16 protein-coding genes are annotated in these 17,173 nt (G+C 72.9%); 9 read left to right on the top strand and 7 right to left on the bottom strand.

Annotated features, from left to right (window positions below; all coding sequences use genetic code 11):
- Nucleotides 1-15 precede the first annotated feature (15 nt).
- Nucleotides 16-1,035 (bottom strand): DUF4192 domain-containing protein, encoded by a 1,020-nt coding sequence (locus AC5L36_RS01635; RefSeq protein ID WP_441215982.1) that lies wholly within the window; start codon nucleotides 1,033-1,035, stop codon nucleotides 16-18.
- Between the two features lie 89 nt (nucleotides 1,036-1,124).
- Nucleotides 1,125-1,631: a GNAT family N-acetyltransferase gene (locus tag AC5L36_RS01630; RefSeq protein WP_441215983.1), complete on the bottom strand. Its 507-nt coding sequence runs from the start codon at nucleotides 1,629-1,631 to the stop codon at nucleotides 1,125-1,127.
- Nucleotides 1,632-1,690: 59 nt separating this feature from the next.
- Between AC5L36_RS01630 and AC5L36_RS01625 the strand changes: the two genes are divergently transcribed.
- From AC5L36_RS01625 to AC5L36_RS01585, 9 genes are all read left to right on the top strand, one after another.
- Complete coding sequence (locus tag AC5L36_RS01625) at nucleotides 1,691-2,578, top strand: fructosamine kinase family protein (RefSeq protein WP_441215984.1); 888 nt, start codon at nucleotides 1,691-1,693, stop codon at nucleotides 2,576-2,578.
- Nucleotides 2,579-2,595: 17 nt separating this feature from the next.
- Nucleotides 2,596-3,612 carry a GTP 3',8-cyclase MoaA gene (gene moaA / locus AC5L36_RS01620; RefSeq protein ID WP_441215985.1) on the top strand — a complete coding sequence of 339 codons (1,017 nt, stop codon included), beginning with the start codon at nucleotides 2,596-2,598 and terminating at the stop codon, nucleotides 3,610-3,612.
- A gap of 1 nt (nucleotide 3,613) precedes the next feature.
- On the top strand, nucleotides 3,614-3,868 hold the full coding sequence (locus AC5L36_RS01615) for a MoaD/ThiS family protein (protein WP_441215986.1): 255 nt from the start codon (nucleotides 3,614-3,616) through the stop codon (nucleotides 3,866-3,868).
- Between the two features lie 7 nt (nucleotides 3,869-3,875).
- Nucleotides 3,876-5,066 (top strand): metallophosphoesterase, encoded by a 1,191-nt coding sequence (locus tag AC5L36_RS01610; protein WP_441215987.1) that lies wholly within the window; start codon nucleotides 3,876-3,878, stop codon nucleotides 5,064-5,066.
- A 185-nt stretch (nucleotides 5,067-5,251) separates the two neighbouring features.
- Nucleotides 5,252-8,449 (top strand): UvrD-helicase domain-containing protein, encoded by a 3,198-nt coding sequence (locus AC5L36_RS01605; RefSeq protein ID WP_441216311.1) that lies wholly within the window; start codon nucleotides 5,252-5,254, stop codon nucleotides 8,447-8,449.
- Nucleotides 8,450-8,535: 86 nt separating this feature from the next.
- Entirely contained in the window at nucleotides 8,536-9,327 is a 792-nt protein-coding gene (locus AC5L36_RS01600) for an LppU/SCO3897 family protein (RefSeq protein WP_441215988.1), read from the top strand.
- Between the two features lie 118 nt (nucleotides 9,328-9,445).
- Nucleotides 9,446-10,651: a DUF8462 domain-containing protein gene (locus AC5L36_RS01595; protein ID WP_441215989.1), complete on the top strand. Its 1,206-nt coding sequence runs from the start codon at nucleotides 9,446-9,448 to the stop codon at nucleotides 10,649-10,651.
- 29 nt (nucleotides 10,652-10,680) lie between these two features.
- Entirely contained in the window at nucleotides 10,681-11,226 is a 546-nt protein-coding gene (locus AC5L36_RS01590) for a DoxX family protein (protein WP_441215990.1), read from the top strand.
- Between the two features lie 171 nt (nucleotides 11,227-11,397).
- Nucleotides 11,398-12,918 carry a glycosyltransferase 87 family protein gene (locus tag AC5L36_RS01585; RefSeq protein WP_441215991.1) on the top strand — a complete coding sequence of 507 codons (1,521 nt, stop codon included), beginning with the start codon at nucleotides 11,398-11,400 and terminating at the stop codon, nucleotides 12,916-12,918.
- 77 nt (nucleotides 12,919-12,995) lie between these two features.
- Here AC5L36_RS01585 and AC5L36_RS01580 read toward each other — a convergent pair whose 3' ends face one another.
- The 5 genes from AC5L36_RS01580 to AC5L36_RS01560 all read right to left on the bottom strand — a co-directional run bounded on the left by AC5L36_RS01580 (nucleotide 12,996) and on the right by AC5L36_RS01560 (nucleotide 17,107).
- Nucleotides 12,996-13,421 (bottom strand): molybdenum cofactor biosynthesis protein MoaE, encoded by a 426-nt coding sequence (locus AC5L36_RS01580; RefSeq protein WP_441215992.1) that lies wholly within the window; start codon nucleotides 13,419-13,421, stop codon nucleotides 12,996-12,998.
- Complete coding sequence (locus AC5L36_RS01575) at nucleotides 13,418-14,638, bottom strand: molybdopterin molybdotransferase MoeA (protein ID WP_441215993.1); 1,221 nt, start codon at nucleotides 14,636-14,638, stop codon at nucleotides 13,418-13,420. Before AC5L36_RS01575 ends, AC5L36_RS01580 begins: the two co-directional genes overlap by 4 nt.
- Nucleotides 14,639-14,647: 9 nt before the next feature.
- Nucleotides 14,648-15,136 (bottom strand): MogA/MoaB family molybdenum cofactor biosynthesis protein, encoded by a 489-nt coding sequence (locus AC5L36_RS01570; protein WP_441215994.1) that lies wholly within the window; start codon nucleotides 15,134-15,136, stop codon nucleotides 14,648-14,650.
- Nucleotides 15,133-15,624: a cyclic pyranopterin monophosphate synthase MoaC gene (gene moaC, locus AC5L36_RS01565; RefSeq protein ID WP_441215995.1), complete on the bottom strand. Its 492-nt coding sequence runs from the start codon at nucleotides 15,622-15,624 to the stop codon at nucleotides 15,133-15,135. The genes AC5L36_RS01570 and moaC overlap by 4 nt, the downstream gene beginning before the upstream one ends.
- Nucleotides 15,625-15,748: 124 nt before the next feature.
- Entirely contained in the window at nucleotides 15,749-17,107 is a 1,359-nt protein-coding gene (locus AC5L36_RS01560) for an ATP-binding protein (RefSeq protein ID WP_441215996.1), read from the bottom strand.
- Nucleotides 17,108-17,173 lie beyond the last annotated feature (66 nt).

The raw sequence follows: 17,173 nt of genomic DNA, 5'->3' as shown, positions 1-17,173 counted from the left end.
GCGCGGACTTTGCAATCAGGCCCTGGCCGGGCGGCGGCGCGGCCGGCGGCTGCCCACCCGGGCGTGTGGCGGCATCGGAAACGACTCCAGAGCGGACGGCGGGATGCCGCGGCGCAGCACGTCGTCGAGGAGGCGGGCCATCGAGTAGGCCGGATCGGCGTCCCTGGCCCGCTCCACCGCGGCGACGGCGAGGGCGCCCTGCCCGGACCGCCAGGCGGCGAACGCGAGCAGGCACGCCGGCGCCGGCACGAGGTGGGACTCCGCCCGGCGCAGCACGTCGACCCACAGCTCGATGTGCCACTCGTCGACGCCCACCCGCTCCCACGCGTAGTCGCGGACCGGCAGGTGCTTGAGCAGCACGGTCAACCAAGCGACCTCGTCGTCGCTGAGGCGGCCGCCTTCGCGGTGGCAGCGCATCGCCTCCCGCACCGCGGCGGCGCCGAGCTGACGCAGCGACCGGCTGCCCAGCAGGTCACCCGGCGGCGAGGTGGCAAGCATGCTGCTCAGCCGCGCGGTGGCACGCTCGGTCAACCGGCGCATCGACTCGCGGGTCGCACCGCCGATCGGCGCGATCTGCCGCACGAGCGTGTCGCGGTCGGGGAGCGCCACGTGCCCGGCGTGGGTGGCCGCGGCGGCCACGGGGCTGGCCACGGGGTCGTATGCCGTGCCCTCGGGCGGGCAGCAGCCCTCGCCGGGGCACGCGTAGGACCAGTAACGCCCGTCGGCCACGCGCAACGCGTCGATCACGCCGACGCTGTGTCGCTCCAGCGCCGCGCGGATGGCCAGCACGGGCTCGCGCGCCCGCTCGTCGGTGCCGTAGCCGACGACGGCGGCGGTGTCGACGTCCTGCCGCATGACGACGGACGTCACGTACTCCACGAAGGCGGGCGGCTCGCCCAGGTCACCCCGGGCGGCGAAGACCACGTGGCGGGCGCGGAGCCCCACGACGACAACGCTGTCGCGCGGGTGGAAGCCGAGCAGAAACGGGATGGCGGCGAGCAGGTCAGCTGGTGTGCGGAGGGCGAGCGGTGTCATGTGGGCAGCTTGCGCTGGCCTGGATGAGATCAGAAGGCCCTGTGGACGACACCCGGGTTATCCACAGGCACGCTCAGTAGTGGAGCAGGTCAGGACTTAAATCGGAGCTCGTGAATGTCGATGTCCTGCCGCCACGCGTGCTCGCGCCGGCCGAGGTCGAGCGTCAACTGGAGCGCGGAGAGCACGTCGTACCCGGCCGCGTGCAGGCTGCGGATCGCGTCCACGTTGCGCGACTCGGGGGAGATCGTCAGGTAGGCCAGCCCACGCCGCCGCGCTTCGTCGGCGACGTGCCCGAGCAGCGCCCGGCCGACGCCCTGGCCGCGGTGTGCCTCGGTCACCACGACCGGCTCGACCTCGCCCGCCCGGCCCTTCATGATGAGGCCGACCAGCCCGACGACGCCGTCTTCGCCGTGGTCGGCGACCCACATGCCGGACAGGTCCAGCCTGGTCAGGTAGTCCTCGAACGCCGCGCCGGGGTCGGCGCCACCGAAGCCCGGGTCGTCGTAGAGCGCCCGGTGCCGCTCGGTCAACTCGACCCACAGCCGCCGGCCGGCGCTGTGGTCGCCGGGCCGGTACGAACGGATCGTCACCGCCATGACGTCATGCTTACCCCTGTTAAGCCGACGGCGACACCCACTTGGTAAGAGTGGTCGACATGGACCTCGCGTACCTCCGGGCGCACCCCGAGCATCTCCCCGCCTTCCTGACCCATCAGCGAATCCGGGAGACGCCCGTGCCAGGGGGCAGCATCTGCACCGCCTCCCGGCTCACGCTCGACGACGGCGCGTCCCTGTTCACCAAGTCGTGGAGTGGCGCCGCGCAGCCGGTACCAGATGGATTTTTCGAAACGGAGGCCGCGGGGCTGCGGTGGCTGCGCGATGCGGGCGGCGCGCCCGTGCCGGAGGTCATCGCCGCGCTGCCCACGCTGCTCGCGCTGGAGTGGGTGGAGCCCGGCGCGGCGACGCCGCGAGCGGCGGAGCGCCTCGGGCGCGACCTGGCGGCCACCCACCGGGCCGGCGCCGGCGCCTTCGGGGCCGAGGGGCCGGGCTTCATCGGCGCGCTGCCCGCAGACAACACGCCGTCGCCCGGCCCCTGGCCGGGCTGGTTCGCCGAGCGCCGGCTGGTGCCCTACCTGCGGATGTCGGCCGACAACGGCGCGCTCTCCGCACCCGACGTCGCCCTCGTCGAGCACGTCGTCTCGCGCATCGACGGGTACGGCGGGAACGAGCCGCCCGCGCGCGTACACGGGGACCTGTGGCCGGGCAACGTGCTGTGGGCGGCCGACGGGCGGGCCTGGCTCGTCGATCCCGCGGCACACGGCGGCCACCGCGAGACCGACCTCGCCCAGCTCGCCCTTTTCGGGGGCGCGCCGCACCTGGACCGGGTGCTCGCCGCGTACCAGGAGGAGTGGCCACTGGCGGAGGGCTGGCCGGCCCGCGTGCCGGTGCACCAGCTGCACCTGATGCTCGTGCACACGGCGCTGTTCGGCGGGGCGTACCGATCCGCTGTTCGGGCAACGGCCGAGGCGGCGCTGCGCGCTTGACGCGGTAACGTCAAGAGATGACCACCGCGGGGCTCGTCGACCGGTTCGGAAGGGTGGCGACCGACCTGCGGGTCTCGCTCACCGACCGGTGCAACCTGCGCTGCAACTACTGCATGCCGGTGGAAGGGCTGCCCTGGCTGCCCAACTCGGCCGTGCTCACCGACGACGAGGTGATCCGCCTGGTCCGGGTCGCGGTCGAGCGGCTCGGCGTCGACGAGGTCCGCTTCACCGGCGGTGAGCCGCTCATCCGGCCCGGCCTCACCAAGATCGTGACGGCGGTGGCCGAGCTGAGCCCGCGCCCGCGCCTGTCGCTGACCACCAACGGCATCGGCCTCGACAAGCTGGCCCGGCCGCTGCGCGAGGCCGGCCTCGACCGGGTCAACGTCTCGCTCGACACGCTCGACGGCGAGCGGTTCGAGCGGCTGGCCCACCGGCGGCGGCTGCCCGACGTGCTGGCCGGCCTCACCGCCGCGCGGGCGGCGGGCCTCACCCCTGTCAAGATCAACTCTGTGCTCCTCCGTGACATCAACGAGGACGAGGCGCCGGCGCTGCTGCGGTTCGCCCTGGCGGAGGGCTACGAGCTGCGGTTCATCGAGCAGATGCCGCTGGACGCCCAGCACGCCTGGGATCGCACCCGCATGATCACCGCCGCGGAGATCCTCGCCGCGCTGGAGGCGGAGTTCACGCTGCTGCCCGACCCGGCCGAGCGCGGCGGCGCACCCGCCGAGACATGGCTTGTCGACGGCTTCACCGCGCCCGGCGGCCAGCCGGCGAAGGTCGGCGTGATCGGCAGCGTCACCCGCCCCTTCTGCGGCGACTGCGACCGCACCCGCCTGACCGCCGACGGCCAGGTACGCAACTGCCTCTTCGCCACGGAGGAGTCCGACCTGCGGGGCGCGCTGCGCGGGGGTGCCGGCGACGAGGAGATCGCCGACCGTTGGCGCGCGGCCATGTGGGCCAAGCGGGCCGGACACGGCATCGACGACGCGAAGTTCCTCCAGCCGGCCCGCCCGATGTCCGCGATCGGCGGCTGACATGGCGGTCGAGTCGATTACGGTGCGTTACTTCGCCGGCGCCCGGGCCGCGGCCGGCGTGCCCGAAGACTTCGCGCCGGCCGGCCTCTGCCTGGACGACCTGGCGGCCGAGCTGTCGGCCCGTCGCGGCGAGCGGCTCGGCACCGTGCTCAAGGCGGCGAGTTTCCTGGTCGACGGCGTCGCCTGCCACGACCGCCAGTCCGCCCTGCCCGGCGGGGCGACCGTCGACGTCCTTCCCCCGTTCGCCGGAGGCTGATCCGAGCGTGGGCGTGATCGTGTTCGTGGTGTTCGCGTTCGCCGTGATCGGGCTGATCCACTTCTACCTGTGGAAGCGCCTGATCCGCGACACCACCCGACCGGGCCGCTGGCGCCGGGCCGGCGGCGTGGCCGCGCTCGTGCTCGGTGTGCTCGTGCCCGCCACCCTGGTCGGCACCCGGATGGGGCAGTGGTGGCTGGCCTGGCCCGGCTACCTCTGGTTGGCGGTCATGTTCTACCTGATCGTCGTGCTGGTGGTGCTGGAGATCCCGATGCTCGTGGCCAAGCTCTGGCTGCGCCGCGGGCGGGCGTCCGCCCCCGTGCCGGCCCTGGTCGGCGCCGGCGGTCCGGCGGCGGAGCCGCCGGCTCCCGATCACCAGCCCGATCGGCGGCTGCTCCTCGCCCGCGGGGCGGCCATCTTCGCCGGGCTCACCGCCGCGGGCGTCTCCGGGTACGGCATCCGCAGCGCACTCGGCCCGCCCCAGCTCGACCGCGTGTCGATCCCGCTGGCCAAGCTGCCGCGCACGATGGACGGCATGCGCATCGCGCTGGTCTCCGACATCCACCTCGGCCCGCTGCGCGGTCGCGGACACACCGAGCGGATCGTCAACATGATCAACGAAATGGACGCCGACCTGGTGACCGTCGTCGGCGACCTCGTCGACGGCAGCGTCGAGGAGCTGGGCGCGGCCGCCGCCCCGCTGGAGCGCCTGCGCTCGCGCCGCGGCACCTACTTCGTCACCGGCAACCACGAGTACTTCTCCGGGCACCAGGAGTGGGTCGACGAGGTGGCCCGCCTCGGTCTGCGCCCGCTGCGCAACGAGCGGCTGGAGATCGAGGGCCTCGACCTGGCCGGCGTCAACGACATCGCGGGCGAAGAATACGAAGACGGGCCCGACTTTCCCAAGACGTTCGACGGGCGCGACCCGAGCCGCCCGGTCGTGCTGCTGGCACACCAGCCGGTGCAGGCGGAAAACGCGGCGAAGTACGGCGTCGACCTCCAGCTCTCCGGCCACACCCACGGCGGCCAGATGGTGCCGTGGCACCTCCTGGTCCGCCTCGAGCAGCCGATCGTCTCCGGGCTGGGCACGGTCGACGGCACGAAGGTGTACGTGACCAACGGCGCCGGCTTCTGGGGTCCGCCGGTACGTGTCGGCGCGCCCCCACAGGTCACCCTCGTCGAGCTGCACAGCCAGTAGTGAGCGAGCGAGCTGGCGCGGCGGCGTCTGGACGCAGCCGCCCCTCCGACGATGTCGGGGGTTTCGGTGCGGCGGAGGAAGACGTCGCCTTCAGCGCCGCACGAGCGAGCGAACCCGGAGACACAGTGGGCGTCACGCGCGCGTGGCAACACGCGCCGGACGACGCGGGCATGGCACTATGCGGCGTGCCTCCGTTCAGCGTTGCACCTCAGGACAGCTCGACCGGCAGCAATCCGTACGTCGTTGACCTGCACATCCACTCGAAGTACTCCCGCGCATGCAGCCGCGACCTCAACCTTCCCAACCTGGCCTGGTGGGCGCGGCGCAAGGGCGTCAGCGTGCTGGGCACCGGCGACTTCACCCACCCGGCCTGGCACGACCACCTGCGTGAGACGCTGCACCCCGCCGAGCCGGGCCTCTACCGGCTCAGCCCGGAGGCCGAGCGCGAGATCGCCCGCAAGCTGCCGCCGATCCTCGCCAGCGCGGCCGAGGCCGATCCGGTGCGCTTCATGCTGAGCGTCGAGATCTCCACGATCTACAAGCGCGACGACCGCACCCGTAAGGTGCACCACCTGATCTACCTGCCCGACCTCGACGCGGTGGCCCGCTTCAACACCGCGCTCGGGCGGATCGGAAACCTGGGTGCGGACGGGCGCCCGATCCTCGGCCTCGACTCGCGCGACCTGCTGGAGATCACGCTGGAGGCGAGCCCCGACGGCTTCCTGGTGCCCGCACACATCTGGACGCCGTGGTTTTCCGCGCTCGGCAGCAAGTCGGGCTTCGACGCGATCGCCGACTGCTACGCCGACCTGGCCGAGCACATCTTCGCGGTGGAGACCGGCCTCTCCTCCGATCCCGAGATGAACTGGCGGGTGTCCAGCCTCGACCGCTACCAGCTCGTGTCCAACTCGGACGCCCACTCGCCGCCGGCGCTGGCCCGCGAGGCGACTGTACTGACCGCGCCGCGTGACTACTTCGGCATCCGCGAGGCGCTGCGCACCGGCGACGGGCTGCACGGCACGATCGAGTTCTTCCCCGAGGAGGGCAAGTACCACGCCGACGGCCACCGCGTCTGCGGCGTCAACTGGCAGCCCGACCAGACCCGGGCCGCCGGCGGCCTCTGCCCGCAGTGTGGCAAGCCGCTGACCGTCGGCGTGCTCAGCCGGGTCGAAGACCTCGCCGACCGCGACGACGCCCGCCCGGGTGCCAAGCAGGTCACCCACCTGCTCTCGCTGCCGCAGATCGTCGGCGAGATCAACGGCGTCGGGCCGCGCTCCAAGACCGTCGACGGCCAGATCAACACGCTTGTCGCGGCGCTCGGCCCGGAGCTGCGGATCCTCACCCACACGCCGCTGGCCGACATCGGGCAGGCCGGCGGCGAGCTGCTGGCCGAGGCCATCGGGCGCCTTCGCCGCGGGCAGGTGCGGCGGGTCTCGGGATACGACGGCGAGTACGGCGTGATCAGCATCTTCCAGCCGGACGAACTCCCCCGTGCCGGTCACGCCCATCAGGCGGACACGCTCTTCGACATGCCCGTGCCCGCGCAGCGGCGGCCGGCCGAGCCCGCGCCGCGACGCAAGGCGGAGGCACCGAAGGCTCCCCGCCAGGCGAAGGCCGCCCCGCCCGTGGCGGCGCCCGCCCCGCCGATCGCGGCGCCGGCCTCGCCGCACGAGCCGTTCGAGCCGATGCTCTCCGGCATGGAGGAGGTCGGCACCGGCCTGCTCGACCGGCTGGACGCGCTACAGCGGGTGGCCGCCTCGGCGCCGGGCGGGCCGCTGCTGATCGTGGCCGGGCCGGGCACCGGCAAGACCCGCACGCTCACCCACCGCATCGCGTACCTCTGCGCCGAGCTGAACGTCTACCCGGAGCAGTGCCTGGCGATCACGTTCACCCGGCGCGCGGCGGAGGAGCTGCGCGAGCGGCTCGACGGGCTGCTCGGGCCGGTCGCCGAAGACGTCACGGTGGCGACCTTCCACTCGCTGGGCCTCGCGATCCTGCGCGAGCACGCGTCGGCGGCCGGGCTCGGCGAGGGCTTCGGAGTCGCCGACGACACGCAGCGGGCGGAGGCGAAGGCCGAGGCGGGCGACGACCGCGACGCGTACGTCAAGGTGCTCCGCCAGCAAAACCTCGTCGACCTCGACGAGCTCGTCGAGCTGCCGGTCACGCTGCTGCGCGACGATCCGGAGCTGGTCGAGGAGTACCGGACCCGGTGGCGGTGGATCTTCGTAGACGAGTACCAGGACGTCGACGCCACCCAGTACGAGCTGCTGCGCCTGCTCAGCCCGCCAGACGGCAACCTGTGCGCGATCGGTGACCCGGACCAGGCGATCTACTCGTTCCGCGGCGCCGACGTCGCGTACTTCCTGCGCTTCTCGCAGGACTTCACCGACGCCCGGCTGGTGCGGCTGACCCGCAACTACCGCTCGGCCGCGCCCATCGTCGCGGCCGCGGTGCAGGCCATCGCGCCGTCCACGCTGGTGAGTGGGCGGCGGCTCGACCCGGCCCGGCTCGACCCGGAGGCGCCACTCGTCGGCCTGTACCCCGCCGGCTCGGCCGTCGAGGAGGCCGACTTCGTCCGCCGCACGGTCGACGAGCTGGTCGGCGGCGTCTCGCACCGCTCGCTCGACTCGGGGCGGATCGACGGGCGCTCTTCCACGATCTCCTTCTCCGACATAGCGGTGCTGTACCGGACCGACGCGCAGGCCGCCCCGGTCGTCGAGGCGCTCTCCCGCGCCGGCATCCCGGTGCAGAAGCGCTCGCACAACAGGTTGCGCGACCGGGCCGGCGTCGGCTCGATCGCCCGCGAGCTGCGGCACGCCGGCGGGCTGGGCGGCTCGATCGCGGCCCGCGTGCGGCTCGCCGGCCAGGTGCTGGCCCAGCGTTTCACCGCGCCGACGCTCGACGCGCCGTCGGCGACCAGCCCGGAAGACATCTGGGGTGCCGTCGAGGTGCTCACCCCGCTGGCCCAGCGCTGCGGCGACGACCTGGAGCTGTTCCTGTCGCAGCTGGCCACCGGCGCGGAGGTCGACGCGCTCGACCCGCGCGCCGAGGCCGTCACGCTGCTCACCCTGCACGCCGCGAAGGGTCTGGAGTTTCCGGTCGTGTTCCTGGTCGGCTGCGAAGACGGTCTGCTGCCGCTGCGGCTGCCCGGCAGACCGCCGGCCGAGGAAGAGCTGGCCGAGGAGCGCCGGCTCTTCTTCGTCGGCCTGACCCGCGCGCAGGACCGGCTGTACGTCAGCCACGCCTCCCGCCGCGTCCGCTTCGGCACCGAGCGGGAGACCCGGCCGACGCCGTTCCTCGAAGCGATCGACAGCGGTCTTTTCGAGCGGCTCGGCGACGCCGGCCCGCGCCGCCCCAAGGACCGCCAGCTGCGCTTGCTCTGAGAGATTGGCGCGGTTCCGGGAGGTATGGCGAGGGGGTCGCCACGCTACGGTGACCGGGAACATCGCAGTCTCGGGAGGGCTGTCACATGTCTAACTACGGGTCATATTCCGGCCCGCCGCAGGAGCCTTGGGGGAGGCAGCCGCAGGAGCCGTACGGGCAGCCGTCCGACCCCTGGGGCGGGCAGCCCGACCCGTGGGGCGGCACGCCCTCGTCGACGCCACCGGCCGGTCCCGCGTCCCCGGCCGGCTACCCCGGATACGACCAGGGCGGCTACGACCAGGGCGGTTACCAGCAGGGTGGCGGCTACCAGCAGGGTGGCTACGACCAGGGCTACGAGCAGAGCCCGGGCTACGGTTCCACCCGGCAGTACGAGCAGCCCGGCTACGCCCCGGCGACCGACCCGGCGTGGGGGCAGCCGGTGCCGCCGGCGCCACCGCGCAAGGGCGGCAACCGCACGCTGGTCCTCGTGGTCGTGGCGTTGGCCCTGCTGGTCGTGGCGGGTGGCGTGGCGGCCGTGGTCAAGCTGGGCGGCGCCGACGACGACCCGACCGGCGGCGGCGCGCTGCCCACCTCCTCACAGCAGGCCGATCCGAGCGGCGGCGCGGATGGCTCGCAGGATCCAAGCCCGGCGCCGGAAAACTCCACCGACGCCCGCTTTGTCAAGGCCGGCCAGTGCGTGGTCAACGAGGGCACCGACGCCAAGCCCGAGCTCAAGATCGCGGAGTGCGGGGCCAAGACGTTCGAGGTGCTGGCCCGGTTCGACGGCACGATCGACTACGACGCCAAGTGCAAGACGGTGGCGGGCTACCAGTTCCACTACTTCTTCGACAGCGAGCTCAACCCGCTCGACTTCGTGCTCTGCCTGAAGCAGCGATAGCCTTCTGTAGCGCCGTCTAGCGATATTGCTAGACGGCGCTATTTTCTTGTCGATTTCCCTCGACACGCCTATACGGCTTTCTAGGTTCTGCCCTAGACGAGCCGATACGGTGCGATACGTGGATCCGGTCCGCAACCCCTACGCGCCGGGCGCCGGGCAGCGCCCACCCGAACTCGCCGGCCGCGATCGCGAGCTCGAGGTCTTCGACATCGTGCTCGAGCGGGTGGCCCGCGGTCGCCCCGAGCGCAGCCTGATGCTCACCGGGCTCCGCGGCGTCGGCAAGACCGTGCTGCTCAACACGCTTCGCTCGCAGGCCATCGGCCGGCTCTGGGGCACCGGCAAGATCGAGGCCCGCCCCGACCAGGCGCTGCGCCGGCCGGTCAGCGCCGCGCTGCACATGGCGGTGCGCGAGCTGGCCCCGCACCACCGCGCGCCAGATCGGATCGACGAGTTCCTCGGCGTGCTCAAGGCGTTCGCCCTGCGCGCCAACGCGGCCAACGCGAAGCTCCGCGACCGGTGGCAGCCGGGCATCGACGTGCCCGCGCGGGCCGGGCGGGCCGACTCCGGCGACATCGAGATCGACCTGGTCGAGCTCTTCACCGACGCGGCCAGCGTGGCCACCGACGTGGGCACCGGCATCGCGCTGTTCATCGACGAGATGCAGGACCTCGGGCCCGACGACATCTCCGCGCTCTGTGCCGCCTGCCACGAGCTGTCCCAGCTCGGTGCGCCGCTCATCGTGGTCGGCGCCGGGCTGCCACACCTGCCGGCCGTGCTGTCCGCCGCGAAGTCGTACTCCGAGCGGCTGTTCCGCTACCAGCGGATCGACCGGCTCGACCGGCTCTCGGCCGACCAGGCGCTGGGTGCGCCAGCGTCCCGCGAAGAGGTCGAGTACGAGCAGAAGGCGCTCGACCTGCTCTACGAGAAGTCCGGCGGCTACCCGTACTTCGTGCAGGCGTACGGGAAGGCGACCTGGGACCACGCGCCGCGCTCGCCGATCACCGCGGAAGACGTGCGGGTGGCGGCGCCGGAGGCCGAGGCCGAGCTGGCCGTGGGGTTCTTCGGCTCGCGCTACGAGCGGGCCACCCCGGCCGAGCGGGAGTACATGCGGGCGATGGCGGCGCTGTCCGCCGCCGAGCCGACGGATGACATGGACGCCGCGGTGTCCACCGCCGACATCGCCAAGCAGCTCGCGCGCAAGCCGGCCAGCCTCTCGCCGGCCCGCGACGCGCTCATCAAAAAGGGACTCATCTACTCCGGTGAGCGGGGGACGGTGGCGTTCACCGTTCCGCACTTTGGCCGATACCTCCGAACAGTGGGGTAAGCAGCACCACGACCGGGTATGAAGGGCCCATGAGACCCGTACGCACCGCGGCGCGCGCGATGCTCAGCGCGATCTTCGTGGCCAATGGCGCGCAAGCGTTGGTCAACCCGGACCCGCTGGTGCCCAAGGCAAAGCGGGTCACGGATCGGGTCGCACCGCTGCTCGACAAGGCGCCCACCCCGTTGCCGACCGACGCCCGCGCGCTGGTCCGGATCAACGGCGCGATCCAGGCGGTCGCTGGGCTGCTCCTGGCCACGGGGCGGGGCAGCCGCACCGCCGCGGCGGTGCTGGCCGGCACCCTCGTGCCGACGACGCTCGCCGGCCACGCGTTCTGGGAGCAGGACGACCCGGCGGAGCGGCGGGCTCATCAGATCCACGTGCTGAAGAACATCGGACTCTTCGGCGGCCTGCTGCTGGCGGCCGCCGACACCGAGGGACGGCCGAGCCTGCGCTACCGTACGGAGCGCTTCATGGGAGATCGGCGGCGTTCGATCCAGCGTGGCGTCCGGGCCGCTCGCCGCGACGCGCGCATCGCCGTCAAATCGGCGGCGGTGGGCCGGCACCTGCCCGGATAACCCACCCGAATCACCTGAACTACACGCCGTACGTTAACCCGTTGGAAATGTCGCGAACCAGTGTGGGATCGGACACGGTCGGGTAACGCAGGAGGTACTGGAGTGACAGGCCGTTCTAGGCTTCTAGGCGGACCTGGGTGGGAACGATTTTGGTACGGGGGTGGCCACGCCATGCCGGCGACCGTCGGGAGACGGATGGGCCGCCTCGCCCCAGTCCGCCGCGTGCTCAGTGGGATCGACCTCTGGGTGGTCGTGCGGGTCGGCATCATCGCCGTTACCTTCTACGCCGCCTGGCGCGCCATCGAGGCGTACGGACGGTTCTACGACTTCTTCGATATGAAGATCTACCACGGCGCGGTGGTCTGGTGGGCGGGCGGTAACGAGCTATACGACTTCATCGCTCCGGGCATGACGATCGGATACACATATCCACCCTTCGCCGGCATCCTGATGATGCCGCTGGCGCTCGTACCCGTGGAGGCCGCCGGCTGGGTCAACGTCATCGCCAGCCTCGGGGCCCTCGCCCTGGTGCTGACCGCGCTGCTCGCCCCGATCGTCCGCCGCTACGGCTGGTCGCTGTGGTTTGTCGTCGGTGTCGCCACAGCGCTCGCTACCGCCACCGAGCCGGTCCGCGAGACGCTCGGGTTCGGGCAGATCAATCTCCTGCTTTTCGGTCTGATCATGGCCGACATGGTGGCGCTGCGGTGGCGCACCCGCGGCCGGAGCAGCCCGCTCCAGGGGCAGCTGACCCGCTTCTTCGCCACCGGCGCCTGGGCCGGGGTCGGCGTCGGGCTCGCCACGTCGATCAAGCTGACGCCGGCCCTGTTCATCGTCTACTTCGTGATCTCCCGGCAGTGGCGGGTCGCGTTCACCGCGATCGCCACCGCGGTCGGCGTGACCATGGGCACCTTCGCGGTGGCCGGACGCGAGTCGATGACCTACTGGACGAGCGTGCTCTGGCAGACGGAGCGGGTCGGTGCGGCGGACATGACGCCCAACCAGTCGCTCGCCGGCGTGCTCGCCCGGATGTACGACTCGGTGAGCGCACCCACGCTGCTGTGGCTGGCGTTCGCGCTGCTGCTGCTCGCGGTGGGCCTCTCCCGCGCCAACCACGCGCACGCCGACGGTGACGAGCTGGCCGCGTTCACGCTGGTCGGCCTGACCACCAACGTGATCAGCCCGATCTCGTGGTCGCACCACTTGCTCTACGTGCTCCCGGCGATCATCGTCCTGTTCGACGCGACATTGCGCCGCCGTGACGCCAGTCGCGGGCCGATCCGCCGCCCCGGGCCGGCGGCCGCCGGCTTCGCCGCGCTGACCGGGCTGCGCACGCCGATCTGGTTCCCCGCACTCACCGGCATCCGGCACGCGCTCGCGGCCCTCGGCCTATTCCTGCTCTTCGTGCGCTCACCCATCTGGCCGTACGAGCACCAGCTGCCGCAGGTCTCGCACTACGCCGACGGGTTGTGGGGCGCGCTGATGGAAAACTCGCTCGCGCTGGCGATCATCGTGCTGGTGGCCGCGCTGCCGTGGCGCCCGGGGGCCGAGCCGGCGTTCTACGGCCCGTCCTACGCGGTGGGCAATACGGTGCTTCGACCCCGAGCCCGGGTCAATTCGGGGCTGGGCGCGCAGCGAGCTGCCCGAATTGAACCGGCAGCCGGGGCCGAGCGAGCGGAGCGAGCCAGCAAGTAGGACCCCCCCGCCGCCCCAGGAGGTGCCCCGGCGCCCGTTCCGCCAGCCGGAAGAGCCGCGCAGGCAGGACGAGGCGCTCAGGGGCAGTTGACCCACTCGTCGGTGCCGTCGGTGAAGATCTGGTGCTTCCAGATCGGCAGCCGGGCCTTCACCTCGTCGACGAGGCGGGCGCAGGCGGCAAACGCGGCCGCCCGGTGCGCGGTGCTCACGGCGGCCACCAGCGCGACGTCGCCGATCTCGAGGGGACCGACCCGGTGCGACACGGCCACCGCGTGCACATCGGGGTCGGCGGCGATCTCGGCGGCCACCTCACGGAGCACGGCCTCGGCGGTCGGGTGGCCTTCGTATTCCAGCTTGGTGACCGTGCGGCCGTGGTCGTGGTCGCGGACGACACCCTGAAACGACACGACCGCGCCGGCCTGGCGCGTGGCGACCGCGGCCTCGTGCGCGGCCAGGTCGAGCGGCAGGTCGGTGACCGCCAGCAACACGACGGAATCGGTCATGGCCGCTCTCCCATGAACAGGGGAAGTGGCGCGAACGGTACGACCGCGCCCGGCTCGCCGGTCGTACCCGGCGCGATCACCGCGAACCCGTCGGCCTGCGCCAGCCCGCGCAGCATCGCCGAACCGACGTGCCGCACCGGGTGGGCGACGTGGTCGACCGGGTCGACCCGCACCAGCGCCAGATGCGTGTGCTCGCCCCGGCCGGGCACCGCCTCGGCCAGCGTGATCGTGGGCAGCACCGGCTCGGGGCGGCCGTGCAGCCCGGCGAGCAGCGGCGCGACGAGCGACACGAGCGCGACGATCGCGGACTGCGGATTGCCGGGGAGGCCGGCGAGGAAGCGGGACCGCCCGTCGGGCCCGGGCACCCGGGCGAGCAGCATCGGAAAGCCGGGGCGGACCGCGACGGTGTTCACCACGTACTCACCGCCGAGCTCGCGCAAAGCCGGGTGGAGGTGGTCGACCGGGCCGCGCATCGTGCCGCCGGTGGTGCACACCAGCTCGGCGCTGTCGAGCGCCTTGCGGATCGCGGCCACGTGCGCGGCGAGCGTGTCTTCGACCGGACCGACGAAAAGGCCGGGCTCCGCGCCGTATCGGCGGAGCCAGGCCGGGACCGGCGCGCCAAGAGCGTCACGCACCCGACCGGCGCCGGGCAGGCCGGTGGTGAGCAGCTCGTCACCGAAGACCAGCAGCGCCGAGCGCGGCGGGCGGCGCACCGGCAACGTGTCGTAGCCGCAGGACGCGGCCAAGCCGATCACGCCCGGGTTGACCGCGGCGCCGGCGGGCAGCAGCACCTCGCCCCGGTGCGCCTCGTCACCCGGCACCCGCCACTCGGGCTGCGCCCGCGGCGTGCCGGTCACGTGGCCGTCGGGCGTGTGCGCTGAATCCTCGACGCGGAGCACCGTCGTGGCGCCCTCGGGAAGCATCGCGCCCGTGGCGATCTCGACGGTGGTGCCGTCTTCGCCGAGCGGTGCGGGGCTGCTGCCGGCGAGCACCCGCCCGACCACCCGCCACGGCCCCGGGCCACGCACCGCCCAACCGTCCACACTGGAGGTCGGGAAAGCGGGCAGGTCGGTCAGCGTGGTCAGCGGCTCGGCCAGCGTGTGCCCGTCGGTCTCAGCCAGGGGCACCCGCACCGCCGGCTGGGCGGCGGCCAGGCCGGCCGTGTAGGCCAGCGACCGCGCCTCGGCCCACGAGACCGGCGCTGTCTCAGTGCTCACCAGGCGAGCCTATCCCTGTGTCTGGCTCGCGTGGTCGCCACCGCGCAGCTGATCGACGGCATGTGCCAGCAACGGCCCGAGCACGGCAAGGCCGTCGCGAGCCCCACCCTTCGAGCCCGGGAGGTTGACGACGAGGGTACGACCGGCGACGCCGGCCAGCCCGCGGGAGAGCGCCGCGGTGGGCACCTTGTCCCGCCCGTACGCCCGGATCGCCTCAGCGATGCCCGGCACCTCGTAGTCGAGCAGCTCACGGGTCACGTCGGGCGTGCGGTCGGTCGGCGTGATGCCGGTGCCGCCGCTGGTCAGCACCACGTCGAGCCCGTCGGTGACCGCGCGGCGCAGCTCGTCGGCGACCGGCTCGCCGTCCGGCACCACCACCGGCTCGCCCACGTCGCAGCCAAGCTCGCGCAGGCCCTCGACGAGCAGCGGCCCGCTCGTGTCCGCGTACACCCCGGCGGCCGCGCGGTTGGAGGCGACGACCACGCGCGCCCGGATCACGGACGATCCTCCGGCCGGGTCCAGTCGCCGGTCTTGCCGCCTTCCTTGCTCAGCACCCGTACCCCCTCGATGGAAGCGGCCGGGTCGACGGCCTTGACCATGTCGACCAGGGCGAGCCCGGCGGCGGCCACGGCGGTCAACGCCTCCATCTCGACACCCGTGCGATCGGCCGTCTTGGCACTCGCCGTGATTTCCACGGTCTCGCCGGTCAGCTCGAAGTCGACCGTGACGCCGTGCAGGGCGATCGGGTGGCAGAGCGGGATCAGGTCGGGCGTGCGCTTGGCGCCCATGATCCCGGCGACCCGGGCCACGGCAAGCGCGTCGCCCTTGGGCAGGCCGTCGCGGCGGAGCAGGTCGACGACCTCGGCGGTGGTGCGCAGGCGCCCGGCGGCGACCGCGCGGCGCACCGAGACCGACTTTGCCGACACGTCCACCATGCGGGCCGCGCCTGCGGCGTCGACGTGGGTTAGATGGGCGGAATCCGTCACCAGGCGAGCTTATGCGGCGGGCTGGGGAAGGGAGCGCCCCCGTGGCGCCCCTCCGCCCGTAAAAGCCGGCCGCCGCGGGGAATCCGGATACGCGCGACGGCAGGCCGCTTGTAATGCACCGGCTCTATGACGCGGATCGGAACGAACCCGACAGGACCCGGGGCGGCCCGCCCAACCGGTCGGCGTTCGCGTCGCGGAGCCAGGCCCGTAGCCGCGGCCAAGCCGTCACGAGAGCTTCGTGCGGGATCTCCACGGTGTCCGGCGTGGTGGCGAGCAGGCCGGCCACCGCCATGCGACCGATCGCCGCAGCCGCCACGGCGTTGTGGCTGGCCGGTACCGGGCCGAGGAGTGTCACGTTGCCCGCGCCGTCGAGCCGAGCGAGCCGCAGCAGCGTCCAGCGCAGCGCCTGCCGCTGGGACGCGTCCAGGGCGGTGTGTACGCTCTCGGCCGTCTGCTCCACGGCACCGGCGATGCCGCCCGCGGCCTCGTATCCGCCGACGGTGATGACCACACCGCGCCGCCGGCGCCACGCTTCGAGGAGCGCGTGCGAGATGCGCGGAAGGGCGTGCGGTGTGCCCGGCGCGGACGCCGCGATGCGGGCCACGAGGGCGCGTTCCACCGCGAGCCCGGCCTGCCGCGCGGCGCGGACGATGGACTCCCTCAGCTCCGGTCCGGTCATCTCGCCGACCGTCAGCCGCCCCACGCCGTGGTCGGCAGGGGATAGGAGGTCGGTGGTGCGCTCGCTGTAGTCGGCGCGCACGCCGACGACCACCCGGTGCCGGCCGTGCGGCGACTGGACGAGAACCCGCAGCGCGGCGAGGAACTCGGCCTGCTCGGCACCGCGGGTAAAGATCTCCTCGAACTGGTCGACGACGACCGTCAGGGCCACCTCGTGCGGGGTACGGGCGGTGACCTCGGCTATGCGCCGCGACAGCTCCGCGGCCGGGTGCCGCCCGGGCGTCATCAGGATCGGCAGGAACGCCGGCCGCACCGGCAGCGCGCCGAGGCGCGGTATCAGGCCCGCTCGCAGCAGCGACGACTTGCCGGTACCGCTGGCGCCGGACACGACCACCGCCCGGCGTACGGACAGCATGCCGACCAGCTTGGCGATCAGGCGTTCACGTCCGAAGAACCACTCCGCGTGGTGCGGCTGGTACACGCCCAGCCCGCGGTACGGCGCGCGGGCCACCCCCTCGGTCGACCTGGTGGCGGCCTCCCGCGCCTGGCTGTCCGCCAGTCGCCACCGCTCTTCCCAGCGCATCACGTCGCCCTCGCACGCGGTGACGAACGCGAGCGTCACCTCCAGCGTCGGCAGCCGGTATCCGGACACCGCCGAGGAGAACGTCGTCGGGGCGTAATGCGCCCTCCTCGCCAATTCGCGGTAGCTCGGGTTGCCCGCAGTGCGCCGCAGGTCGCGAAGCTCGGCGACGAATCGCTCCACCGGCCCGTCGACAGCGTCGAGACCGCGCTCTGGCCGCCCCATTTTTACGCCTCCCTGTGCGCCTTGCCACGGGCACGCTCGCGACCGTACGGGGGCCGCGATCAGGAG

It is taken from the genome of Phytohabitans sp. LZ39, from assembly GCF_059359075.1.
The sequence above is the reverse complement of the archived record's forward strand: the minus strand, read 5'-3'. Positions and strand labels throughout refer to the sequence as shown.